Origin of the sequence: Pseudomonas sp. FSL W7-0098 (assembly GCF_005930585.1) — a bacterium.
In the GTDB taxonomy this organism is placed as follows: Bacteria; Pseudomonadota; Gammaproteobacteria; order Pseudomonadales; family Pseudomonadaceae; genus Aquipseudomonas; species Aquipseudomonas bubulae.
Map to the genome: position 1 here is coordinate 117,318 of NZ_RXHW01000009.1, position 24,033 is coordinate 141,350.

Genomic DNA, 24,033 nt, shown 5'->3' on the forward strand with positions numbered 1-24,033 from the left:
CTCAAGGGAATAATCTTAAACACTTCAGATAATGGCCAACTAGTTCTCGGTCCAACCCAAGTGTGAGTGATGGTTTCATCCGGATGCGTTCCTCACGCCGCGGTTAATCGCGGCCAAAAAAAAACGCCCCGAACCAGTCGGGGCGTTTTTATTCAGATGTCCAACCTGTTCAACAGGTCGGTCGCATCAGAAAATGCTGATCGGGTAATCAACAAATACACGTACTTCGTTGCCGCCCACGTTGTAGTCGCTGGCGTTGTTCGATACGCGCAACCACGAGCCACGCAGACGCACGCTCAGGTCTTTGACCGGGCCGCTTTGTACGACGTACTTGGCCTGGTTGAAGATTTCGCGCTCAGTACCACGGCCACGGTCGGAACCGTCGTCGATGTTGGTGCCGCGCACGTAGGCGATGTTGTAGGTCAGACCCGGAATACCAACGGCACCGAAGTCGAAGCCATAACCCAGCTGCCACGAACGTTCGTCCTTGGCATTGAAGTCGGACCAGTAGGAGTTGGCCAGCAGGATGGTGTTGCCACCGTCGCCCACGCCGCCTGCGTTGCGATAGCCGCCGTACGGGTAGCCGATTTCGCCGGTGCTGCTCTGGTACGCCAGGGTCACCGTGTGCGCGCCGAAAGCGTAGGTGCTTGCCAGGCTCCAGATCTTGTTGTCCTGGCCGTCAACCTTCAGCACGTCACGGGCGTAGTCTTCTTTTACGTGAGTACGGTAGCCGTTGAAATCAAACGTCAGGGACTGTTTGTCTTGCAGCGGGATTGCGTAGGTTACGCCCACGTATTGCTTGTTCAGCTCGTCTTCCATCTCGGAGCCGTACAGGGACGCCGACAGGTTGTCGGTGAACTTGTAGCTACCGCCGAACACGTTGATGCTTTTCAAGTCACCGCTGTCGCGTGCTTCAGCACTTTTACGCGACTCTGCAGTGAAACGACCGACGTTGATTTCCAGACCGTTGATCTCCTTGGAGGTCAACAGGGTACCGGTGAAGCTTTCCGGCATCAGACGCGAATTGTCATACATCAACACCGGCAGCGCAGGCATTTGATCGCCGTACTTGAGCACAGTGTTGGACACGCGAACCTTCACCGCAGCGCCAGCCTTGGCGATGTCGTCAGCCGCTTTACCGCTGGCGCCCTGCTTGAAGAAATCGATACCGCCCGCGCCGCTGTTGCCGCGACCGCCATCCAGACGCAGTGCGTAGATGCCGAAAGCATCCACACCCACACCTACGGTGCCCTGGGTGAAGCCCGAAGTGAATGTGCCGAGGAAACCCTGGCCCCATTCAGCTTTGTCTTGTTGGTGGTTTTTGTAGTCACGGCTGATGTAGGCGTTGCGCGCCAGTACATTGAGGTGGCTGTCTTCTACAAAACCTTTTGCGTCAGCTTGATCGTTAGCCATAGCCTGGGTAGCACTGAGTACGCCCAGAGCGAGAAGACCTATCCGTTTGTTCAACATATTATTTTCCTTATTTCTGAATAGAAGCGCGCTGTGGGGTTCAAGCTGAAACATTGAGTGGTGGTTGCTTCACATAAACAAAAAGACCCGCACGAAGACTGTGTGCAGGTCTTTCGAAAAGTTGGTGTATGGCTTATCGCCACAGGCGTTGGCAGGGATCCTAGCTGCCGTGAAGGCGAGGTGTCAATTTCGTGAAAAATTTGTTAATTGCCAAGGCTTTTCAAAGCTTTGACCGAAGTGTCAGAAATTGTTACTGACAACCATCCAGGCCACAGGCTGGCGCTGAAACGATTGTGTCTGTACCGGTGACGCCAGCGCACTGGCGCAACCAGGCAGCAAAAGCTTCAGGCTTGCCCAAATACTCCCCAAGGTCGATCACCTGATACTGGCCGGACTGCTCCAGTACAACAGTCGGAAAGCCCTGCCCAGCAACCCGGGACAACAATGCCCGGCTGGCCTTGAAGTGGGCCTGCGTTACATCGCCGCTCATCGCAGCGTAAGCGGCGCGGAATGCATCGACATCCAGGCCCATTTCGGTCGCCACTGCCAGCAATACGTCTTTATCGGCAATCCGCCGCCCTTCTGCGTAATGCGCCGTTTGCAGGCGCCCCAACAGCTCCAGGCCGCGCCCGGCCAATTGTTCGGCAACCAGCACGGCGGTGGTCGGCGGCGCCGAATCGAATACTGCCGTGGTGTCGCGCAGCAAGCCTTCGAAGTACCCCTCGCCAAATGGTTGCCCGGTGCATTGGGCAATGCGCTGGTCATGGGGCATCACGTAATCGCGCAGTTGCGCCGACACAGCTCGGCGATGTGCGCCTGCCATCATCCCGCCACCGTGGGCCACGACCGGCAAAATATCGCGCGCGGCGTCGATCAGCGGCTTGGCGCCATAGCACCAGCCGCACAGGGGGTCGTAGATGTAATGCAGGACAGGTGTAGCGGTCATGTAGGGCTCCGGGTCATCACTAAAACAGAACGCCAGCCTAGTCTTGCAGGGCCAGGGGAAAAACATCGGTATGCCTTTTAGTGTGTTGCGCGAACCGGGCGAATCAGGTGCTGTAAGGGCTGCAGGGCAGAGAAACAAACAGAAACATATTTGCAGGTCACGTTATTGGTAATTCTTAACATAAGGCAACAAGAACTATTACCATTCACGCCCTAAAAATATAACGACCCTCTCAACCGCCCGGACACCCCTCAACCATGCTCTCCCCCTGCCGTTTAACACCCTTGAATCTGGGGCTGTGTGCCTTGCTGTACGCCGGATTCAGTAACGCCACCACTGTGCTCCCGGAGCTGTCGATCAGCGCCAGCGAAGCTGAGGCCGATGACCCACGGGTCAAGGATGTCACCACCGCTACTCGCACCTCGACTCCGGCGCGTTATGTGCCGCAAGCCATCGACTCGGTAAAAACCAGCAACGTCCTCGATTACGGCATCAACAGCATCGGCGAAGCCCTGAGCGGGATTCCCAACGTCAGCAGCACTGCCGACACCCGTTTTGACAGCCTGCGCATCCGCGGCTTTGACGCCAGCAACGACTTTTATCTGGACGGTATTCGCGACGACAGCCAATACGTACGCGACCTGCACAATATCGAACGTATTGAAGTGCTCAAGGGCCCGGCGGCCGTGCTGTATGGCCGTGGCAGCCAGGGCGGGATCATCAACCGCGTCAGCAAGATGCCCCAGTCCGGCCGCCAGTCGAGCATTCAGGCCCAGGGCGGCAGCGAGGATTTGCGCAGCCTGTATGCCGACCTTAGCGCTGACCCGAGTGACACCGTGAGCCTGCGCCTGAACATGGGCAACGAAGACAAAAACAGCTTTCGCGATCACGTCAGCGGTAACCGTCAGCTGTTCGCGCCATCGATAAGCTGGCAAATTACCCCCGACCTGAACTGGCTGGTGCAATACGAATACAACCGCTACAACCGTACCCCGGATCGCGGCATTCCGAGCATCGACGGGCGCCCGGCGGATGTCAGCCGTGGCACCACCTACGGCGGGCAAAACGATTTTATCGACGATAAAGTCCAGAACCTGCGCTCGCGCCTGAGCTATGAACTGAGCGACAACTGGCAACTGCGCCATACCCTGGGCGTGTTCAAGCTCGACAGCCAGTTCGAAAACACCTACCTGACCGGCTACGACCCGAAAATCAACAAGGTCAACCGCCAGAGCTGGCAGCAGGACATGACCACCCGCAATATTTTCAACAACCTCGAAATCGAAGGCGGCTTTGACACCTTTGGCCTGGAGCACCGCCTGCTGACCGGGCTGGAACTCGGCAGCCAGCGCCGCGACCCCAAACTCTACAAAGCCGGGGGCGTACCGCCAGTAGATGTGTACAACCCCGATCGTAGCCTGCGCCCGACCGGGCCGATGGTAATTTCCAGCGACAACCACACCGAAGTCGAGAGCCAGGGCCTGTATGTCCAGGACCAGCTTCGCCTCAACGATCAATGGCAGGTACTGGCCGGCTTGCGTTACGACCGCTTTAACGTCGAGACCACCAACCATCTCAGGCCCTTGATCCCGACCGAAGAACGCCAAAGCCACAGCACCAGCCCGCGCCTTGGCGTGGTCTGGACGCCGCTGCAAAACCACTCGTTCTACGCCTCGTGGACCAAGACCTTCTCACCGGTGGGCGGCGGCCTGATCGGCATCACCCCCGGTGCTGCAGGCAACACCAACGACCTGAGTCCGGAGCTGACCAAGCAAAAGGAAATCGGCGTCAAAAGCGACTGGCTGGATGACCGTCTGAGCACCACCCTGGCGGTGTATGAGCTGGAACTCTACAACCGCCGCACCAAGGACCCGGACGACCCGACCATCACCCTGCTCTCCGGCCTGCAACGCTCACGCGGCATCGAACTGACCGCCAGCGGCAAGCTGGGCGGCAACTGGTACATGCGCGGCGGCGTGGGTGTGCAGGATGCAACGGTGGTCAAGGACAACAACGGGCTTGAGGGCAAACGCATCAATGGCGTGGCCAAGCACAATGGCAGCCTGTTTATTACCTGGAAGCCGGAGATGGGCTGGTACGCCGAAACGGGCCTGACCCTGGTGGGCCAGCGTTATGCCGATAACCAGAACACCGTGGTATTGCCGGGCTACGGGCGCTGGGATGCGTTGGCGGGGTATCGCGAAAAAGACTGGGATGTGAGCGGTGCTCTGACCAACCTGACCGACCGTTACTACTATGCGTCGGCCACCAGCGCCGCGCAGATCATGCCGGGCGAGCCGCGCAGCCTGGTGATGACGGGGACGTACAAGTTCTGAATAAGTACTGACCCTGTGGGAGCGGGCTTGCTCGCGATTGAATCACTGCGGTATGTCAGACAGACCGCAGCGCATTTATCGCGGGCAAGCCCGCTCCCACATCCCTCAGATTTTGTACGGCGCAGGCTGCTGCTGGGTCAGGCAATGGATATTGCCACCACCCAGCAGCAACTCACGACCCGGCACCATCACCACTTCGTGCTGCGGGAAAATTTTCTGCAGAATGTCTTTTGCCTGCGCATCCATAGGGTCATTAAAGCTCGGTGCGATGATGCCACCGTTGACGATCAGAAAGTTCACATAGGAACCGGCCAGACGCTCAGTCGGATTACGGTCCTGGCTGCCAGCCACTTTATCAACACCGTCACACTCTTCCTGGGTCGCATACATCGGCCCCGGGATCGGCATTTTGTGCACCACAAACGGCCGCCCCTTGGCGTCAGTGCTGGTCGCCAACACATTCATCGCCGCATGGCAGCGCACGTAGTTAGGGTCACGCTCGTCGTCAGTCCAGGCCAGCAATACCTCACCCGGAGCAACGTAGCAGCAGAAGTTATCCACATGGCCGTCGGTTTCGTCGTTGAACAGGCCGTCCGGCAGCCAGATGATCTTGTCCACAGCCAGATGCGAGCGCAGCACGTCTTCGATTTCTTCGCGTGACAGATGCGGGTTGCGGTTGCGGTTCATCAGGCATTCGGCCGTGGTGATCAGCGTGCCTTCACCATCGACGTGGATTGAGCCGCCTTCAAGCACAAAACCTTCGGTGTAGTAACGCGGGCAACGTTCGATTTCCAGTACCTTGCTGCCCACTTGCTGGTCACGGTTCCACGGGAAGTACAAACCACCGTCGAAGCCGCCCCAAGCGTTGAAATCCCAGTTTACGCCGCGCACTTCGCCACTGCGGTTGATCACGAAGGTCGGACCGCTGTCGCGTACCCAGGCATCGTCGCTGGATATTTCGACCACACGAATATTCGGCACATCGAGCTGAGCGCGGGCGTTTTCGTACTGGGCTGCCGACACCCCGACGGTCACCGGTTCAAAACGCGCAATGGCCTTGGCCACAGCCGCGTGCGCCGCCTGTGCCGGCTTGCCGCCCAGGCGCCAGTTGTCCGGACGTTCAGGCCAGATCATCCACGTCTGGGTCTGCGCAGCCCATTCGGCAGGCATGTAAAAGCCGTCAGCGCGCGGCGAACTGTGCAAAGTGGTCATCTGGACTCCTGGAAAACGTCTTGGGTTTTGAGTGCGAAACAAACAGGACAGTGGACGCAGCTCAGCTTTGCGTCAACGGCGAGCACACTTATAGCCGATAAATATCGGCAACAAAAACACTTTATAAGTTTTAACGCGTATTTAAACCGTGAATAAACAGATATTAATCTGCATTTTTATCCCTACCGCTATTTTCCCGACAGCTCCCACTTGCACCCCCCGGCGCATCCCCACAAGCTATACCTCATACGTTTAAGTGCCTTCGGGGAATAAGGGATCACCACATGCGCATTTTAGTCACCGGCGGCGCCGGTTTTATTGGTTCAGCGTTGATCCGTCATCTGATCAAAAATACCGGGCATGAAGTGCTCAACCTCGACAAGCTGACCTACGCCGGTAACCTGGAATCGCTGCAAAGCATTGCCACCGATACCCGCTACGAATTCGTGCAGGCCGATATCGTCGATCAGGCAGCGGTCAGCGCGATCATTGCGCGTTTCCAGCCGCAGGCGATCATGCACCTGGCGGCCGAGTCACACGTTGACCGCTCCATCGATGGCCCGTCGGACTTTATCCAGACCAATATCGTCGGTACCTACAGCCTGCTGGAAGCCACCCGCGCTTACTGGTTGACCTTGCCTGAGCCGGAAAAAAGCGCATTTCGCTTCCACCATATTTCCACCGACGAAGTGTATGGCGACCTGCACGGCGTCGACGATCTGTTCACCGAGACTACCCCCTACGCGCCAAGCTCGCCGTACTCGGCCAGCAAGGCGGCGTCCGACCATCTGGTCCGCGCCTGGAACCGTACCTACGGTTTGCCGGTGTTGCTGACCAACTGCTCGAACAACTACGGGCCGTTCCACTTCCCGGAAAAACTGATCCCGCTGGTGATCCTCAACGCCCTCGCCGGCAAGCCGCTGCCGGTGTATGGCAATGGCCTGCAAGTGCGTGACTGGCTGTTCGTCGAGGATCACGCCCGCGCCCTGCTGAAAGTCGTGACCGAAGGTGTCGTAGGCGAGACCTACAACATCGGCGGGCATAACGAGCAAAAGAACATCGACGTGGTGCGCAGCATCTGCGCCCTGCTCGAAGAACTGGCGCCCGAGCGTCCGGCGGGCGTCGCGCAGTTTGCCGACCTGATCACCTTCGTCCAGGACCGCCCGGGCCACGACCAGCGCTACGCGATCGACGCCGGCAAAATTGAACGCGAGCTGGGCTGGGTGCCCGAAGAAACTTTCGCAACCGGCCTGCGCAAAACCGTGCAGTGGTACCTGGACCATCTGGAGTGGTGCCAGCGCGTGCAAGACGGCAGCTATCAGGGCCAGCGCCTGGGCTTCACCGAGCCCAGGGACCTGATCGCGTGACTGACCTTAAAACCCCGCTGAACATCCTTATCAGCGGCAAAACCGGTCAGGTTGCCGTTGAGTTGCAAAAGCACCTTGCCGGTCTGGGCAACCTGATTGTGCTGGGCCGCGATGTACTCGATCTGAGCCAGCCCGAGCAAATCCGTGCCCAGGTGCGGGCGCACAAGCCGGACTTGATCATCATTGCCGCAGCTCACACTGCCGTGGATCAGGCTGAAAACGAGCAGGAACTGGCCTTTGCCATCAACGCCACCGCACCGGGTGTGTTTGCTGAAGAAGCGGCGGCCCTGGGCATCCCCTTGATTCACTACTCCACCGACTACGTGTTTGATGGCAGCAAACCTGCGCCCTACACCGAAGACGACGCCACCAACCCGCTCGGCGTATACGGCAAAAGCAAGCTGGCGGGAGAACTGGCCATCGCGGCGAGCGGTGCCCGACACTTGATCCTGCGCACCAGTTGGGTGTACTCGACCCATGGTAAAAACTTCCTGCTGACCATGCAGCGCTTGCTGCAAGAACGCCCGGAATTACGCGTAGTGGCTGACCAGATCGGCGCACCGACCTGGGCCGGCACCATAGCCCGAAGCACGCGGGCATTGATCGAGCGCTGGCAAGCCGGTGAAACCGGGGCATGGGGCACCTACCACCTGACTGCTCAGGGTGAAACTTCGTGGTTTGGCTTTACCCAGGCCATCGCCGCGCACCTGAGCGCCCAGGGCAAGGCCTGCGCGACGCTGGAACCCATTCCTGCCAGCGCCTACCCGACACCCGCAGCACGGCCGCAAAACTCGCGCCTGGATTGCAGCAAGCTGGCCCGCGAATGGCAAGTCACCCAACCCGAATGGACCGCCGCGCTGAGCGATTGCGTGGCCGAGCAACCACGCTAACGCCAATCCCCTTGTGGGAGCGGGCTTGCTCGCGATGACATCACTGCGGTCTGCCTGACAAACCGCGCCGTTTGCATCGCGAGCAAGCCCGCTCCCACAGGGTTCGTTGGGTATACTGCAACGTATTCTTGCAGCGCAGCTCAACGATGATCACCTCTTCCTCAGTTCCTCGCAGACCCCGCTGGCGTAGCCTGGCCTTATTGGCGCTGTGCCTGGCGCCTTTGCTGTGGCCGCTGCAACACCTGGCCGAGCGCTATTACCGCAGCGAACTGGCCGGGCAAAACCGCCAGACGCTCGACCTGTACGTGGCCAACCTGCTGGGCACGCTGCATCGCTATGAGGTGCTGCCGCAGATTCTGGGCCAGTTGCCTGACCTGCGCGAGCTGCTGGCTGACCCGGAAAGCCCGCAAGCCCTGAGTAAAGCCAATCAGTTGCTCAGTGAAATCACCAGCCAGACCGGCGCTGAAGTCATGTACCTGGTGGATGCTCATGGTGACACTATTGCGACGTCGAACTGGAATAAAAGCGATAGTTTTATCGGACGTAACTTTGCCTTCCGCCCCTATTTCAGCGAAGCAATGCAAGGCAAGCTCGGGCGCTTCTTCGGCCAGGGCACGACCTCCGGAAAACGCGGCTACTACTTCGCAGCACCGGTTGAGGTAGACAACCAAAAGCTTGGCGTACTGGTGGTCAAGGTCGACCTCGACCACACCGAGCGACTCTGGGGCAAAACACCGGAACAACTGTTGCTGACCGACAGCAATGGGGTGGTCATTCTCACTTCGCGCCCTGAATGGCGCTTCAGGTCCACCCGTGATCTGTCTGAGGAAGAACGTCAGGCCATTTTCGCCATTCTCCCCTACCCCACCAGCGACCCCAAGCCCCTGGCGCTCGACCCCAGTGCCTGGCTGGTACAGACGCAGACCATCGACGAAACCGGCTGGCAGGCGAACATTCTTGCCCCTCGCACATTGATCGACCGCTCGGTGCGCACCGTGCTGGCCATCGGCGGCGCCACCTTGCTGGTGGTCATGCTGTTGATCGGTTTAATGATGCAGCGTCGGCGTCATTACCTGGATCGCATTGCATTTGAAGCCAAGGCCCGCCGCGAGCTGGAAATGCGTGTGGCAGAGCGCACCAGCGACCTTGAAGGGCTAAACCGGCGTCTGCGTGAAGAGGTACTGGAGCGCGAACATGCGCAACAGGAACTGGTGCGCGCCCAGGACGATCTGGTGCAGGCAGGCAAGCTGTCGGCGCTGGGCACCATGTCGGCCAGCATCAGCCACGAACTCAACCAGCCGCTGGCGGCTATCCGCAGTTATGCCGAAAACGCCGAAGTGTTGCTCGACCACCAACGTATCGACGATGCCCGCGGCAACCTCAAGCTGATCAACGAACTGACCGGCCGCATGTCCTCCATCATTGCCCACCTGCGCGCCTTCGCCCGCCGCGATCGCCACGCACCGGAAAGCGTCGCCCTGCAACCGGCGCTGGACGATGCCCTGGCGTTGCTGGCCAAGCGTCGACGCAGCATGGAAGTCGAACTGATCCGTGACTTGCCCGCCGCCACGCTCTGGGTTGAAGCCGGTGAAACACGCCTGCGTCAGGTACTGGGTAACCTGCTGGCCAACGCCCTCGATGCCTTGACCGAAAAAGGCCCGCCCCGGCGCTTGTGGCTAAGTGCCCAATCCACGCCGGAAGGCGTCACTGTGTACATTCGCGACAACGGCCCGGGTTTTTGCATGGAAGCGCTGGGCCGCGCCGGTGAGCCGTTCTATACCACCAAGACCCGTACTCAGGGGCTGGGCCTGGGGCTGGCCATTTGCGACACACTGATCCGCGCCTTTGGTGGCGAATTGTTGTTCGCCAACCACAAAGAAGGCGGCGCCTTAATTACCTTACGCCTGCGCGCAGGTGCGCCAGGTGTGAGCTTGCAAGCTTCAGAGGACTCCAGGTCATGAGCCAGCCCATCGATCCGCACGTTCAGGTCATCCTGATCGATGATGACCCGCATCTGCGCCAGGCTTTGTATCAGACCCTGGACCTGGCCGGGCTCAAGGTGCTGCCACTGGCCGAAGCCAACGGCCTGGCCGAGCGTATCGGCCGGGACTGGCCGGGTGTGGTAGTCAGCGATATCCGCATGCCGGGCATGGACGGCCTTGAGCTGCTGGCGCAACTGCATGGCCAGGACCCGGAACTGCCGGTGCTGCTGATTACCGGTCACGGCGATGTGCCGCTGGCGGTGCAGGCCATGCGTGCAGGTGCCTATGACTTTCTCGAAAAGCCCTTTGCCAGTGACGCCCTGCTCGACAGCGTGCGTCGTGCTCTGGCCTTGCGCGCCCTGGTTATGGACAACCGCAGCCTGCGCCTGGCTCTGAGCGATCGCCAGTTGCTGAGCTCGCGGCTGGTGGGGGTATCACCGGCCATGTTGCGCTTGCGCGAGCAAATCGGCGCTCTGGCCGCCACCAAGGCCGATGTGCTGATCCTCGGCGAGACCGGCTCGGGCAAAGAAGTGGTTGCACGGGCGCTGCATGATTTATCGGCGCGGCGTAACGGCCCGTTTGTGGCGATCAATGCCGGGGCCCTGGCTGAATCCGTGGTTGAGAGCGAACTGTTCGGGCATGAGCCGGGAGCCTTTACCGGCGCGCAGAAGCGGCGCATTGGCAAGTTCGAGTTCGCCAATGGCGGCACCCTGTTCCTCGACGAAATCGAGAGCATGAGCCTGGACGTGCAGGTCAAATTGCTGCGTTTGCTGCAAGAGCGCGTGGTCGAGCGCCTGGGTGGGAACCAGCTGATCCCGCTGGATATACGGGTGATCGCCGCCACCAAGGAAGACCTGCGCCAGGCCGCCGATCAGGGCCGCTTCCGCGCCGACCTGTATTACCGCCTCAACGTAGCGCCCTTGCGCATCGCCCCCCTGCGTGAGCGGGGTGAAGATGTGCTGATGTTGTTCGATTATTTTGCCGGCGAAGCCAGCGTGCGCCATGACCTGACGCCCAACGTGCTGCAACCGGCGCAGCGGGCTTTATTGTTGCGCCACACCTGGCCTGGCAACGTGCGCGAGCTGCAAAACGTCGCCGAGCGCTTTGCCCTGGGCCTTGAATTGGCTCTGGATAACTCCGCTGAAGGCCAGCCAGCAGCGGGCAATGAAGTAGCTGGCGGCTTGAGCGAGCAGGTCGAGCACTTCGAGAAAAGCCTGATCGCCGCCGAGCTTGAACGCACCCACAGCTCCATGCGCAGCCTGGCCGAAGCACTGGGTGTGCCGCGCAAGACCCTGCACGACAAGCTGCGCAAGCACGGGCTGAACTTCGACAGCGCCAGCCATCCACACCCAGATGAACTTGATTAAAGAGGCCGCAGCATGAACCGCGACAGTCGTTATCTGGAGTCAGTTCTTCATCACGACATCCCGCTGACCCGGGAAATGGGTCTCAAGGTACTGGGCTGGCAAGACCGGCAGTTGCGTCTGCAGTTGCCGCTTGAAGCCAATATCAATCACAAGAGCACCATGTTCGGCGGCAGCCTGTACTGCGGCGCAGTGCTGGCGGGCTGGGGCTGGCTGCATTTGAGCCTGCGCGAAGCGGGAATCGAAGACGGGCATATCGTGATTCAGGAAGGTCATATCAGCTACCCGCTGCCCGTGACCGAGGACGCCATTGCGTTATGTGATGCGCCAGATGATGCGCAATGGAACAGGTTTTTGGCCATGTACAAACGCCACGGCCGCGCGCGGCTGACCCTGGAAACGCGGGTAGTCAATGTTCAGGGCGGGGAAGATGCGGTGAGGTTTAGCGGGCAGTACGTGTTGCACCGCTAACTCGATTTTTGTGGGAACGGGTTTGCTCGCGATGGCCGCGGCGCGGTCTGGCTGAAAGACCACAGCGTTTGCATCGCGGGCAAGCCCGCTCCCACAGGGGTGGACTAGCGTTGTGCCAGATCCAGCAATTTTTCACGCCACGGCGCCTGCGCCGGCAACGCCAGAAACGACTGATTGAGCAGCGACTCACGGGCCGGATAACTGAACGGTTCACCATCCAGTTGCAGCACCACACCACCAGCCCCTTCCAGCACACCCTGTGCCGCTGCCGTATCCCACTGCGAAGTCGGCGCCAGGCGTGGATAACAATCAGCCGCTCCTTCAGCCAGCAAACAGAACTTCAAGGAACTGCCCACGCTGACCAACTTCAATTCGCCCAGATGCTCACTCAGCCCGGCCAGCAAGTGCTCCTGCTCAGGGCTGGAATGGCGGCGGCTGGCGACTACGGTCAACGCCTCACCCGCAGGCGGTGTGTTTCGCACGCTGATGGGCACAGGTTCATCACCCTCCGCCCGCCAGGCCCCCAGGCCCGCGCCGCCGTAGTAGCAACGACCGCTGGTGGGCATGGATACCACGCCAAACACCACACGACCCTGCTCGATCAACGCAATGTTGACGGTGAACTCTTCACTGCCGCAAATGAATTCCTTGGTGCCATCCAGCGGGTCAACCAACCACCAGCGCGTCCAACCCGCGCGCACGTCTTGCGCGATATTGGCGTCTTCCTCCGACAGTACCGGAATACTCGGGGCCAGCGCGGTGAGGCCATCAAGCAGGATGTGATGGGCGGCCAGATCAGCGGCCGTGACTGGCGAATCATCGGCCTTGGCACTGACTTCAACGCCCGCTCGCCAGAACGGCAAAATCGCGTCGCCAGCGGCATGGGCCAGTTTGATCACGCCTTCAAGCAAAGGATGGGGCAAGACACTCACGGCTGGAATGCTCCACGCTGGGTCAGCAGATCGCGGGCCAGATACAGCGCGGCCAGGGCACGACCTTCGCTGAACTGCGGGTTAAGCACCAGGCTCGACAGCTCACGCAGGTTGACCCGATCAACGCGCATCGGCTCAGGTTCGTCGCCTTCCAGATGCTCTTCGTAAAGATCGGTAGCCAGGACCACCTGAATTTTTTGACTCATATAGCCGGGGGACAGGGACAGCTCGGTCAAATGCTCGAGCTGGCGAGCACCGAAACCGGCCTCCTCCTTGAGCTCTCGTTCAGCCGCAGCCAACACATCTTCGCCCGGCTCGATCAGGCCCTTGGGCAGCGAAACTTCGTATTCATCAGTGCCGCCGCAATATTCTTCAACCAGAATCGCGTGCTCAGCATCGATCATGGCCACAATCATCACTGCGCCATAACCGTTGCCGCGCCCCACCAACCGTTCGTAAGTGCGCTCTACTCCATTGGAGAAGCGCAGTTGCACTTCTTCAACCCGAAACAATCGGCTACTGGCAACAATTTCACGGGCAAGTACGGTGGGTTTTTGGCGCATAGCGGCTCCTCAATATGAACGGGGTACTATACCCCGGCTTTTCCGATTGTCTGTGTCGGAAATTTTTACCTGTGGGAGAAGTTTTGCATGACCGTTTTACCTTGGCGCGACATTGATACCGTGCTGCTCGACATGGACGGCACGCTGCTCGACCTGCACTACGACAACCATTTCTGGCTGGAGCACCTGCCCCAACGCTATGCCGAGCTGCATGGCATCAGCCGGGCGATGGCGGATCTGGAACTGACGCCGCTATTTGAAGGCAACGCGGGCCAGTTGAAATGGTACTGCCTGGATTTCTGGAGCCGCGAGCTGAAGATCCCGGTGCGCGAACTCAAACTCGAAACCGCTCATCTGATTGCCTTGCGCCCCGATGCCGATACTTTTCTGGCAGCCATCAACAAAGCTGGCAAGCGGGTGATCATGATCACCAACGCGCACCGTGATTCGCTGTCGTTGAAAATGGAGCGCATTGAGCTGGCCCCGTATTTCGAGCGACTTATCAGTTCCCACGACTACGGTTATCCCAAGGAAAGCCCGGCGTTCTGGGATGCCCTGCAAGCAGATATCGGTTTTGACCCAGCCCGCAGCCTGTTTATCGACGATACCCTGCCAATTTTGCGCAGTGCCCGTGATTTTGGGGTGGCTCACTTGCTGGCAGTGAAACAGCCCGACAGCCAAAAAGGCCCGAAAGACACTGCAGAATTTGCTGCGCTGGGGGACTATCGCGAGTTGCTGGAAGGGCTGTGAATCTCTGAACCCGTGGGAGCGAGCCTGCTCGCGAAGTGCATTCGCGAGCAGGCTCGCTCCCACAGGGTAAAACGGTTTACTCGGGAATACGCAGCGTCTGGCCCGGATAGATTTTGTTCGGGTCCTTGAGCAACGGTTTGTTGGCTTCGAAAATCTTGTTGTACAGATTGGCGTTGCCGTACACCTGCAGCGAAATTGCGCTCAGGGTGTCGCCCTTTTTCACCACGACAAAACGCGAAGCCACAACAGCCGGGCCGGTCACGGTGATCTTGTCTTCAACACTGGCCACGCCTGCGATATTACCCGCCGCCAGAATGATTTTTTCTTTCTCTTCCTGGGTGGCCACTTCACCGCTGACTGTCACTTTGTCGCCTTCCACGGTAGCGGTGATGTTCGGATTGCCCAAGCCCACTTCCTGTACGTGCTTCTTGAGCTCCTCGCCCGCATTGGCGTTGCCCGGTGTCAGCAGGTCGATCAATTTTTCGCCGGCTTCTTTCACAAAGCTGAAAATACTCATACATCACGCTCCTAGGTTGGAAGATCCAGACTCAAGAGCGTAGACCATCTACGCCATGTGCAAGCGCGCTAGAATCGCCCGCTGAATTGCACCCGGAGCGACGATGGACATCAAACAGCTGAAATTCCTCATTGCCCTCGACGAAACCCGACATTTCGGTCAGGCCGCCGCGCGTTGCCATATCACGCAGCCCACCCTGTCCATGCGTTTGCGCAGCCTTGAACAGGAACTGGACTTGCAACTGGTCAATCGCGGACAGCGCTTCGAAAGCTTTACCGCACCTGGCGAGCGGGTGCTGGCCTGGGCCCGTACCGTGTTGGCCGCCTACGACGGTTTGCAGGCCGAAGCTGCTGCCTGTCGCGGTAACCTGATCGGTACTCTGCGCCTGGGCGTGGTGCCGCTGTCGAGTTTTGACCCCCTGCCGCTGTTGCAGCGTCTGCATCAGGAACATCCCGATCTGCGCTTCGAATTGTCAGCACTGAGCTCGGAACAAATCCTTGAGCAACTGGCCAGCAACCGGCTGGACGTGGGTGTCTCCTATCTTGAACGCCTTGACCAGGAACGTTTTGACTCCCTGGCCCTGGGCGAAACCCGCATGGGCCTGCTATACGACCAGCGGTATTTCAACTTCGGTGACCAGCCGCTTAGCTGGGAGGCGCTGACCAGCTTGCCGCTGGGCCTGCTCAGCAGCGGCATGCACTTTCGCCAGTCCATCGACCACAACTTCCACAGCCGGGGGCTTACGCCACAACCCCTGTTGCAAACCGATGCCGTTCATCAACTGTTACAAGCTGTCCACGGCGGGCTTTGTTGCGCGGTGATGCCCCTTGAGGGCGGGCTGGAAGCCCTGACCGACCACCTGCGCCTGCACCCCATAGAAGATGCACGCACCTTGGCCCGCCTGGGTTTGATCATGCGTCGTGAGGCACCGCGCTCAGCGCTGGCCGAAGCCTGTTTCGCGCTTTATCAGAAATCACCAAGCTCTTCTTGATCGACGCCATCTATCAATAGATCAGCACTAGCGATTAGACGCGACACTGTGTCGCGCCTAGGCTTAGAGCTCAATTGATTGTCGGTACTGCCTTATGAACGCCAAGCGCCCTCTGTGCGCGGCGCCTGCTTCTGTCACGCCCGCGCCTGCTGCCAGCCAGAGCTATGACTACGTCAACCTGGACCACAGTGGTGGTGCGCAAACTGCACTGGCCGAAGAGGTCGCCCTGGCGATTGCCTATAACAGCATCAGTCAGGCCGTGATGCTGGTCACACCCACTGACCTTGAGGACTTTATCGTCGGCTTCAGCCTGGGCAGCGGCATCATTCAAGACGCCAGCGAAATCTACGACCTCAAACTGACCGGTGCAGGGTCTGCCCAATACGCTCAGGTCGAAATCGCCAGCCGGGCGTTCTGGAACCTCAAGCAGCAACGCCGCCAACTGGCCGGCACCAGTGGGTGCGGGCTGTGTGGGGTGGAAGCGGTGGAACAGGCCTTGCCCGATCTCCAGGTATTGCCCGGCGCGCCTTTGCCACCGGCGCAGTGGCTGGAAGGCCTGCGCCAGCGCATCAGCGACTTTCAACCCTTGGGCCAGCACTGCGGCGCCGTACACGCTGCAGTCTATATGGACGGCCAGGGCCAGCTGCTGCTGGGTCGTGAAGACATCGGCCGGCACAACGCCCTCGATAAATTGATCGGTGCTCTGGTACGCCAGCAAATCGATCTGACGGGTGGCGCAGCAATCGTCACCAGCCGTTGCAGCCTGGAACTGATTCAAAAAGTGCTGCGCGCCGGCATCCAGACCCTGATCAGCCTGTCCTCGCCCACGGGCCTGGCGCTGCAATGGGCGCGGCGGCACAACCTCAACCTTATTCATCTGCCACAAAAAAGCGCGCCCAGGGTCTACAGCCCCGCGCAGGAGAAACAACCGTGAGCACACACCATCAAGCCGACAAAACCCCGACTCCCCGCTACAAGCCCTACAAAGGCCCGGCCGGTGGCTGGGGCGCGCTGATCAGTGTGGCGCAAGCCTGGTTGACCAGCGACAACGCACTGAAAAACCTGCGCATGATGCTCAAAACCAACCAGAACGGCGGCTTCGACTGCCCGGGCTGCGCCTGGGGTGATTCGCCGGAAAGCGGCCTGGTCAAGTTTTGCGAGAACGGCGCCAAGGCAGTGAACTGGGAAGCTACCAAGCGCCGGGTCGATGCGGCGTTTTTCGCCAAGCACAGCGTCAGCGCGCTGCTGGAGCAAAGTGATTACTGGCTCGAATATCAGGGCCGCCTGACCGAGCCCATGAGCTATGACCCGGAAACCGACCGCTACGTCCCCATCAGCTGGGATGCCGCCTTCGCCTTGATCGCCAGGCACTTGCTCAACCTGGCCAGCCCCAACGAAGCCGAGTTCTACACCTCAGGCCGGGCCAGCAACGAAGCGGCGTATTTGTACCAACTGTTTGTGCGCGCGTTTGGCACCAACAACTTCCCGGATTGCTCGAACATGTGCCACGAGGCCAGCGGCGTGGCCCTGGCGCAAAGCATCGGCGTGGGTAAAGGCACCGTGACCTTTGATGATTTCGAGCACGCGGATGCGATTTTTGTATTGGGGCAAAACCCCGGCACCAACCACCCGCGCATGCTCGAACCACTGCGCGAGGCGGTCAAGCGCGGCGCCCAGGTAGTGTGCGTCAACCCGCTCAAGGAGCGCGGGCTGGAACGTTTCCAGCACCCGCAGCATCCGTTGGAAATGCTCACCAACGGCGACCGTCCGACCAACACGGCCTACCTGCGCCCGGCACTGGGCGGCGACATGGCGCTGTTGCGCGGCATGGCCAAGTTCCTCCTGCAGTGGGAGCGTGATGCCCAGGCCGCAGGCGAACCGGCCGTGTTCGATCATGCATTTTTGAATGAGCACACTGCGGGCATTCTCGATTACATCTCCAGCCTCGACGACACCTCGTGGGACCATATCGTGGAGCAATCGGGCCTGACCCTTGTTGATATCGAACGCGCCGCACGCATGTACCTCAAGGGCAAGAACGTAATCATGTGCTGGGCGATGGGCATCACCCAGCATCGTCATTCGGTGCAGACCATCCAGGAAATCGCCAACCTGATGCTATTGCGCGGCAATATCGGCCGCCCCGGCGCCGGCCTGTGCCCGGTACGCGGCCACAGCAACGTACAGGGCGACCGCACGATGGGCATCAACGAACGCCCGCCGGTGGCCTTCCTCGATTCGTTGGAGCGTCGCTTCCAGTTCAAGGTGCCCCGTGAAAACGGCCACAACGTGGTTGAAGCCATCCACGCCATGCTTGAAGGCCGAGCCAAGGTGTTTATCGGCCTGGGCGGCAACTTCGCCCAGGCCACTCCGGACAGCCCGCGCACTGCACAGGCCCTGCGCAATTGCGCCCTGACTGTACAGATCAGCACCAAGCTCAACCGCAGCCACCTGATGCACGGCAAACAAGCGCTGATCCTGCCATGCCTGGGCCGTACCGATATCGACATTCAGGCAGAAGGCCCGCAAGCGGTGACCGTGGAAGACTCCTTCAGCATGGTCCACGCCTCCAATGGCCAGTTGCAGCCACTGTCCAGGCAGATGCGCTCGGAGCCCGCAATCATTGCCGGCATTGCTGCGGCCACACTGGGCACCCACCCGATTGACTGGAACTGGGTCGTCGCTGACTACCGACGCATTCGCGACTTGATTGCCGACACCATTCCCGGTTTCAAGGACTTCAACACGCGCATCGAACACCCGGGCGGCTTCTATTTGGGCAACTCGGCCGGTGCGCGACAATGGAACACGCCGTCCGGGCGCGCCAACTTCCGCCCCAACGCACTGCCTCAAGACCTGGTAGATGCCCGCACCCGCGCTACAGGCCGGCTGCCCGACCTGATCTTGCAGTCCATGCGCTCTCACGATCAGTACAACACCACTATCTATGGCCTCGATGACCGCTATCGCGGGGTCAAGGGCCAGCGTGATGTGCTGTTCGTCAACGAAGCCGACATCATCCGCCTGGGCTTCAAGCCGGGGCAGAAGGTCGATATCGTTTCGATCTGGGATGACCGGCACGAGCGCAGGGTGAAAAATTTCACCCTGCTGGCGTTTGATATTCCTGCCGGGCAAGCTGCGGCGTACTACCCGGAGGTCAACCCGCTGGTGCCTCTGGAAAGCACGGGCGATGGCAGCCATACGCCTACGTCCAAGTTCGTGGCGATTTGCCTGGAGGCAGCCAGCCCGTCAACGCTGATCATGGCCAAAGCGGGATAAGTCAAAAGCGCTCTCTGTAGAGCGCTTAAGGCCGCGTACGATCAAGCCCCTATCCCTCCGTGAGAGGGCTAGGGGCTCTTCAAATTTCAGGCACAAAAAAGGCCGTTTTCCTACGAAAACGACCTAACCGAACTAGCTAACAGACCCTCGAAAACAGATTAAGTTCCCTAGTAAAAACAACAACTTATAGAATTGTGTACAACTCGTGCTACTCGTCGGATTTCGATTGTCACCAACCGCTTGCAGCCTCAGGATCGCGCCGTCATCTCTTTGAGGCTCATCCATGAAGCTCACCTCGATTCTCTTGTTGTCCCTTGGCCTGGTCAGTGGCGTAGCCTCGGCCGGTGGCACCACCGAAGCCGGTGTAGGCGGCGCATTAGGCGGGGTTCTTGGCGCCGTTGTTGGCCAACAGCTCGGCGGCTCGACCGGTTCTGCGATTGGTGCAGGTGTGGGTGGTGCGGCAGGTAGTGCCGTAGGTGCCGACAAACGCAGCCGTGGTGAAGCCGCCATTGGCGGCGCACTGGGTGCTGCAGGCGGTAACGTGCTGGGCCGCAGTGTCGGCGGCAGCACAGGCGCACTGGTGGGCTCGGCCGCTGGCGGTGGTGCCGGTGGCGCGCTGGGCAACTATATGGGCAATAAAAGCGACAGCGACGATCGCCGCTATCGTGACCGCGATAACCGTCGCTACTACCGCGACGATCATCGCGGCCGTGGCCACGCGTATGGCCATCGCAAAAACAAGCATCGTCACGACTGATGCGTACAACGGGAGCCGAAAGGCTCCCGTTTTTTTTACCTGCGCCTGCTCCGGGCAAATTGTTTCAATGCATTACGCCCGCCTGTTTTGCCCCTGATCATGCAATCTGCATGCACCGAAAAAACCAACCATTTGCAAGCCATTGAAAGATATGGAATTACCTGCAACACAGGGTTGGCACATCCCCTGCAATTACCTGAATGAACGCTGCACTTCCTACCATTCAGGAGCACAACAACAATGATCGGGACAACTGAACACTATCCCGCAGCCCTGCAAGATTCCTCCGGTCAATCCGGTGTTTCCTGGGCCGCCATCTTTGCCGGCGCCGCCACTGCTGCCGTCCTCTCCCTGCTGCTGCTGATGCTAGGGGCGGGGCTTGGGTTTTCTGCGGTTTCTCCGTGGGCCAATGAAGGGGTGGGCGCCAAAGGCCTGGGTATTACCGCCATCGTCTGGCTGGCCGTTACCCAGATCATTGCTTCCGGCATGGGCGGTTATCTGGCCGGTCGTTTGCGGGTCAAATGGACCAACCTGCATGGCGATGAAGCCTACTTTCGCGACACCGCCCATGGTTTTCTGGCATGGGCCGTGGCCACGCTGGTAACCGCTACCCTGGTTGCAGGCTCGGTCAGCAGCGTGATCGGCAGCGGCGTTCAAGCCGGGGCCAGCGTAGCTTCAGGCGCCGCAACGGCGATCAGCAGTGCAGCCGGCAGTGCCGCAGCCAACAATGGCGACAAAGGTTCGGACTATTTTATCGACAGCCTGTTTCGCGATGACCGCGGCACCGCTGTCAGCGAAGACGCAGCCCATGGCACCGTGGCCCGCATCTTCGCCCACAGCCTGGCCAATGACGGCCAATTGAGCAGTGAAGACCGTACCTACCTGGCCCAAATCATCGCCCAGCGCACCAACCTCAGCCAACCTGAAGCCGAGCAACGGGTCGACCAGGTCTACGCCAAGGCCCATCAGGCTGTTGAAGAAGCCAAGGTAAAAGCCAAGGAAGCCGCTGATACCGCTGCCAAGGTCGCCGCCTGGTCCACCTTGTGGATGTTTATCACACTGCTGATCGGCGCTTTCTTTGCCAGCCTGTGCGCCACCTTTGGCGGCCGTCGCCGGGATGCCGTGACGTATCTGACCCCCACCACCACAACCCCGCTGGTTTAACCCGGGCTATTCGTTGACTGGAGAATAAAATGCGCTCACTTCTGCTGTTTTTCCTCGGTATTCCAATTCCGATCATTATTCTGATTGCGTTGTTTGTTCACTGATAACAGTGCGCAAACCCAGCCGACGGCCTTCCTTGAGAAGGCCGTTTTGTTTTCCGGGATTCAGACCGGCAGGCAGGTGGTGGACTTGATCTCGGACAACGCCACAATCGAATTCACCTCTTGAATGCCCGGCACCATCGACAGTTTCTCAAAGAAAAACCGCTCGTAGGCTTCGATATCAGCCGTCACGATACGCAGCAGAAAATCTACCGCTCCCATCAGCACATAGCATTCCAGCACTTCGGGGAAACCGCGGATCGCGTCAGTAAACTCGGTGAAGTTTGAGCGACCGTGTGCATTGAGTTTGATCTCGGCAAAAATTTGCGTATTGAGGCCGATTTTCTTGCGATCGAGCAAGGTGACCTGGCCACGAATGATGCCCTCGTCCTTCATCTTCTGGATCCGCCGCCAGCAGGGCGATTGCGAAAGCCCCACCTTCTCCGCGATCTGCGCGCTGGACAGCGAAGCGTCCTCTTGCAGCAGCGCCAATATGCGTCGGTCGTAAGCATCCAGCTCGCTTTGCATAAAAATACCCATTAATGAATAAGCTGAGACTTGTTCGAGTCTATTTATCGTCAATTCAAAACATCTTAGATAAAAAAATTCTCCCGCGACGTGTAAATATTTCTCCAGTCTGAACAGGAGCCATTGCATGCCGCATCTTGAAGTCATTACCCACGCCCCTCGCCCCGACGTATGGGCCAGCAATGCAGCCCCTTGCCAGGTGCTTTTCCGTATCCAGGCCGAAGCCGATGCCGACGTGCTGTGCCGGGTGCTCAATCTGTTTGCCCTGCAGCAACTGATCCCGCAGCAAGTGGATGTGGTACGTGACGGGGACACCTTGAGCATTGACATCCGCAGTCACGAACAGAGCTGGCACCGTGCCCGGATCATCGGCGAAAAACTGCGCAGCCTGATCAGCGTCTTCGACATGCAGCTGCAACCCGTGCAGGCCGCCAAGGACCCGGCAATGCAAGCTTGCGGGTAATAGTTCGCAACCATTGGTGGCAGGCGGGCCAACACGGCGCAACTAGGCTTTATCAGGTACATGGCCAGACAAGGACCTGTCTGCGCCGATGCCTCAAGGAGCCGTTATGCGCATCACCCCGTCCCATGACCGGTGGCTGAACCTCAACAATCTGTTATCCGCGCTGTTGGCGCAAAATCGTATCCAGCAAAGCTGCGCCACGCAGGCAATGGTACGCAGTCGCGAAGCGTCCAGTGCCACCCTCCACCCCCTGGTATTTCTTGCGCAGCAACAATTCTGCGATCCCGATCGGGGAGGCAGGATTCTCGATCTTGAAACCCTCACTGCCTGGCTCGCCAACCATGCAGGGCAACCCTACCTGCGCCTTGATCCGCTCAAGGTCGATGTCGCCACCGTGACCGGAGCAATGTCCTTTGCCTTCGCCCAGCGGCATGGAATCATCGCGGTGGCGGCCGATGCCTCAGCCATCACAGTTGCCAACACCCAGCCCTGGGTCAGCAGTTGGGAGGCCGATTTGCGCCAGTCGCTCAAGCGCCCTATCAGACGTGTCATTGCCAACCCCCTGGAAATCCAGCGCCTCAACGTAGAGTTTTTCCAGCTGGCCAAATCGGTCAATGGGGCTGTACTCAACGATCAGAAGACCAGCCCGCCGGCCAATTTCGAACAACTGCTGACCTTGGGCGCAGGCGAGCGGGAACCGGATGCCAACGATGCGCACATCGTCAATATCGTCGACTGGCTGTTTCAGTACGCCTTTGAACAACGCGCCAGCGATGTCCACCTGGAGCCCCGCCGTGAGCAAGGTTGCGTGCGCTTTCGGATCGACGGCGTGCTGCATGATGTTTACCACTTCCCGCCACAGGTAACGATGGCCGTTGTCAGTCGCCTCAAGAGCCTGGGCCGGATGAATGTTGCCGAAAAACGCAAACCCCAGGACGGCCGGATAAAAACCCGCCTGCCCCAGGGTGCTGAAGTGGAACTGAGGCTCGCCACCCTGCCCACCGCCTTTGGCGAAAAAATGGTGATGCGTATTTTTGACCCGCAGGTCCTGCTCAAAGATTTCGACCAGTTGGGCCTCTCCCCGAACGACTTGCAACGCTGGCAGCACATGACCACCCGGCCCAACGGCATTATTTTGATCACCGGCCCCACCGGCTCGGGTAAAACCAGCACCCTGTATGCAACGCTCAAGCAACTGGCCACCCCCAAAATCAACCTGTGCACCCTCGAAGACCCCATCGAAATGATCGAGCCGGCGTTCAATCAAATGCAGGTTCAGACCAACATTGACCTGACCTTCGCCAACGGTGTGCGGGCGCTGCTGCGCCAGGACCCGGATATCATCATGCTCGGTGAGATACGTGATCTGGAAACCGCCGAAGTGGCTATTCAGGCTGCACTCACCGGGCATCTGGTGCTCTCGACCCTGCATACCAACGACGCTCCCGGCGCCATCAGCCGCCTGCAAGAACTCGGGGTTGCCCCCTATCTGATAAAGGCCACATTGCTGGGTGTCATGGCCCAGCGACTGGTCAGAACCTTGTGCCCGGAGTGCAAGACCGAACATCCGCCGGCTCCCGACGAATGGCAGGATTTTGCCCCGGCCTGGGCCGGGGCAGCACCGGACACAATCTGCCGGGCCGTTGGTTGTGCGCAGTGCCGCGAAACCGGTTACACCGGGAGGGTCGGTGTTTACGAAGTCATGGTCATAAGCGAAAAACTCAGGGGGCTGATTGGCCGCGATACCGACCTCAACGCCATTCGTCGCCAGGCGGGTGCACAAGGAATGCTCAGCCTCAGGCTTGCTGCGGCCCTAAAAGTTGCAGACGGGGTGACCTCACTGCAAGAAGCACTGCGAGTCACCCCGCATGCTTGAGTTGTTTTGACTAAAATCCAGGGAGTTGGACAATTTTCTAGATCGCTACGCTTCACGCTCGTTTGTTTCTTACA

The 24,033-nt window shown here is 59.4% G+C and carries 21 protein-coding genes; 14 read left to right on the forward strand and 7 right to left on the reverse strand.

Features of this window, described 5'->3' with window-relative positions; translation table 11 throughout:
* Window positions 1-186: 186 nt before the first annotated feature.
* A complete protein-coding gene (locus FHL07_RS17475) occupies window positions 187-1,470 on the reverse strand; it encodes an OprD family porin (protein WP_138738739.1) in 1,284 nt (427 codons plus the stop codon).
* A 250-nt stretch (window positions 1,471-1,720) separates the two neighbouring features.
* Entirely contained in the window at window positions 1,721-2,416 is a 696-nt protein-coding gene (locus FHL07_RS17480) for a DsbA family protein (RefSeq protein ID WP_095000746.1), read from the reverse strand.
* 257 nt (window positions 2,417-2,673) lie between these two features.
* Between FHL07_RS17480 and FHL07_RS17485 the strand changes: the two genes are divergently transcribed.
* The gene (locus FHL07_RS17485; protein ID WP_095000745.1) at window positions 2,674-4,752 is read left to right on the forward strand and encodes a TonB-dependent receptor; all 2,079 of its coding nucleotides are present in this window, start codon (window positions 2,674-2,676) and stop codon (window positions 4,750-4,752) included.
* Window positions 4,753-4,857: 105 nt separating this feature from the next.
* On the opposite strand, the gene aguA is transcribed toward FHL07_RS17485, so the two are convergent.
* Window positions 4,858-5,964, reverse strand: coding sequence for an agmatine deiminase (aguA, locus tag FHL07_RS17490; RefSeq protein ID WP_095024213.1), 1,107 nt, complete (start codon window positions 5,962-5,964; stop codon window positions 4,858-4,860).
* A gap of 284 nt (window positions 5,965-6,248) precedes the next feature.
* On the opposite strand from aguA, the gene rfbB reads away from it, so the two are divergent.
* The 5 genes from rfbB (at window position 6,249) to FHL07_RS17515 (ending at window position 12,038) form a co-directional block, all read left to right on the forward strand.
* Complete coding sequence (gene rfbB / locus FHL07_RS17495; protein WP_095000743.1) at window positions 6,249-7,331, forward strand: dTDP-glucose 4,6-dehydratase; 1,083 nt, start codon at window positions 6,249-6,251, stop codon at window positions 7,329-7,331.
* Between the two features lie 17 nt (window positions 7,332-7,348).
* A complete protein-coding gene (rfbD, locus tag FHL07_RS17500; RefSeq protein WP_138738754.1) occupies window positions 7,349-8,221 on the forward strand; it encodes a dTDP-4-dehydrorhamnose reductase in 873 nt (290 codons plus the stop codon).
* Window positions 8,222-8,367: 146 nt separating this feature from the next.
* Entirely contained in the window at window positions 8,368-10,182 is a 1,815-nt protein-coding gene (locus FHL07_RS17505; protein WP_095017781.1) for a sensor histidine kinase, read from the forward strand.
* Window positions 10,179-11,570: a sigma-54-dependent transcriptional regulator gene (locus tag FHL07_RS17510; RefSeq protein ID WP_095000741.1), complete on the forward strand. Its 1,392-nt coding sequence runs from the start codon at window positions 10,179-10,181 to the stop codon at window positions 11,568-11,570. The genes FHL07_RS17505 and FHL07_RS17510 overlap by 4 nt, the downstream gene beginning before the upstream one ends.
* A 12-nt stretch (window positions 11,571-11,582) precedes the next feature.
* Window positions 11,583-12,038 carry a thioesterase domain-containing protein gene (locus FHL07_RS17515; RefSeq protein ID WP_095000740.1) on the forward strand — a complete coding sequence of 152 codons (456 nt, stop codon included), beginning with the start codon at window positions 11,583-11,585 and terminating at the stop codon, window positions 12,036-12,038.
* Between the two features lie 104 nt (window positions 12,039-12,142).
* On the opposite strand, the gene cysQ is transcribed toward FHL07_RS17515, so the two are convergent.
* Entirely contained in the window at window positions 12,143-12,970 is an 828-nt protein-coding gene (gene cysQ, locus FHL07_RS17520; protein ID WP_095000739.1) for a 3'(2'),5'-bisphosphate nucleotidase CysQ, read from the reverse strand.
* Window positions 12,967-13,533, reverse strand: coding sequence for an ADP compounds hydrolase NudE (nudE, locus tag FHL07_RS17525; RefSeq protein WP_095000738.1), 567 nt, complete (start codon window positions 13,531-13,533; stop codon window positions 12,967-12,969). The genes cysQ and nudE overlap by 4 nt, the downstream gene beginning before the upstream one ends.
* 87 nt (window positions 13,534-13,620) lie before the next feature.
* Here nudE and yrfG point away from each other — a divergent pair, with 87 nt between their 5' ends.
* Window positions 13,621-14,283, forward strand: coding sequence for a GMP/IMP nucleotidase (gene yrfG, locus FHL07_RS17530; RefSeq protein WP_095000737.1), 663 nt, complete (start codon window positions 13,621-13,623; stop codon window positions 14,281-14,283).
* Between the two features lie 76 nt (window positions 14,284-14,359).
* On the opposite strand, the gene lysM is transcribed toward yrfG, so the two are convergent.
* A complete protein-coding gene (gene lysM / locus FHL07_RS17535) occupies window positions 14,360-14,800 on the reverse strand; it encodes a peptidoglycan-binding protein LysM (RefSeq protein WP_095000736.1) in 441 nt (146 codons plus the stop codon).
* 103 nt (window positions 14,801-14,903) lie between these two features.
* Here lysM and FHL07_RS17540 point away from each other — a divergent pair, with 103 nt between their 5' ends.
* The 5 genes from FHL07_RS17540 to FHL07_RS17560 all read left to right on the forward strand — a co-directional run bounded on the left by FHL07_RS17540 (window position 14,904) and on the right by FHL07_RS17560 (window position 20,991).
* The gene (locus tag FHL07_RS17540; protein ID WP_095000735.1) at window positions 14,904-15,791 is read left to right on the forward strand and encodes a LysR family transcriptional regulator; all 888 of its coding nucleotides are present in this window, start codon (window positions 14,904-14,906) and stop codon (window positions 15,789-15,791) included.
* 94 nt (window positions 15,792-15,885) lie between these two features.
* Window positions 15,886-16,725: a formate dehydrogenase accessory sulfurtransferase FdhD gene (gene fdhD / locus FHL07_RS17545; protein ID WP_138738740.1), complete on the forward strand. Its 840-nt coding sequence runs from the start codon at window positions 15,886-15,888 to the stop codon at window positions 16,723-16,725.
* Window positions 16,722-19,070 (forward strand): FdhF/YdeP family oxidoreductase, encoded by a 2,349-nt coding sequence (locus FHL07_RS17550; RefSeq protein WP_133143915.1) that lies wholly within the window; start codon window positions 16,722-16,724, stop codon window positions 19,068-19,070. The genes fdhD and FHL07_RS17550 overlap by 4 nt, the downstream gene beginning before the upstream one ends.
* A gap of 283 nt (window positions 19,071-19,353) precedes the next feature.
* On the forward strand, window positions 19,354-19,827 hold the full coding sequence (locus FHL07_RS17555) for a glycine zipper domain-containing protein (RefSeq protein WP_095000732.1): 474 nt from the start codon (window positions 19,354-19,356) through the stop codon (window positions 19,825-19,827).
* A 240-nt stretch (window positions 19,828-20,067) separates the two neighbouring features.
* Entirely contained in the window at window positions 20,068-20,991 is a 924-nt protein-coding gene (locus FHL07_RS17560) for a hypothetical protein (protein WP_095000731.1), read from the forward strand.
* Window positions 20,992-21,155: 164 nt separating this feature from the next.
* On the opposite strand, the gene FHL07_RS17565 is transcribed toward FHL07_RS17560, so the two are convergent.
* A complete protein-coding gene (locus FHL07_RS17565; RefSeq protein ID WP_095000730.1) occupies window positions 21,156-21,620 on the reverse strand; it encodes an Lrp/AsnC family transcriptional regulator in 465 nt (154 codons plus the stop codon).
* Window positions 21,621-21,747: 127 nt separating this feature from the next.
* Between FHL07_RS17565 and FHL07_RS17570 the strand changes: the two genes are divergently transcribed.
* The gene (locus FHL07_RS17570; RefSeq protein ID WP_095000729.1) at window positions 21,748-22,083 is read left to right on the forward strand and encodes a hypothetical protein; all 336 of its coding nucleotides are present in this window, start codon (window positions 21,748-21,750) and stop codon (window positions 22,081-22,083) included.
* Window positions 22,084-22,189: 106 nt separating this feature from the next.
* On the forward strand, window positions 22,190-23,959 hold the full coding sequence (locus FHL07_RS17575; RefSeq protein ID WP_138738741.1) for a GspE/PulE family protein: 1,770 nt from the start codon (window positions 22,190-22,192) through the stop codon (window positions 23,957-23,959).
* The last annotated feature ends 74 nt before the right edge of the window (window positions 23,960-24,033 follow it).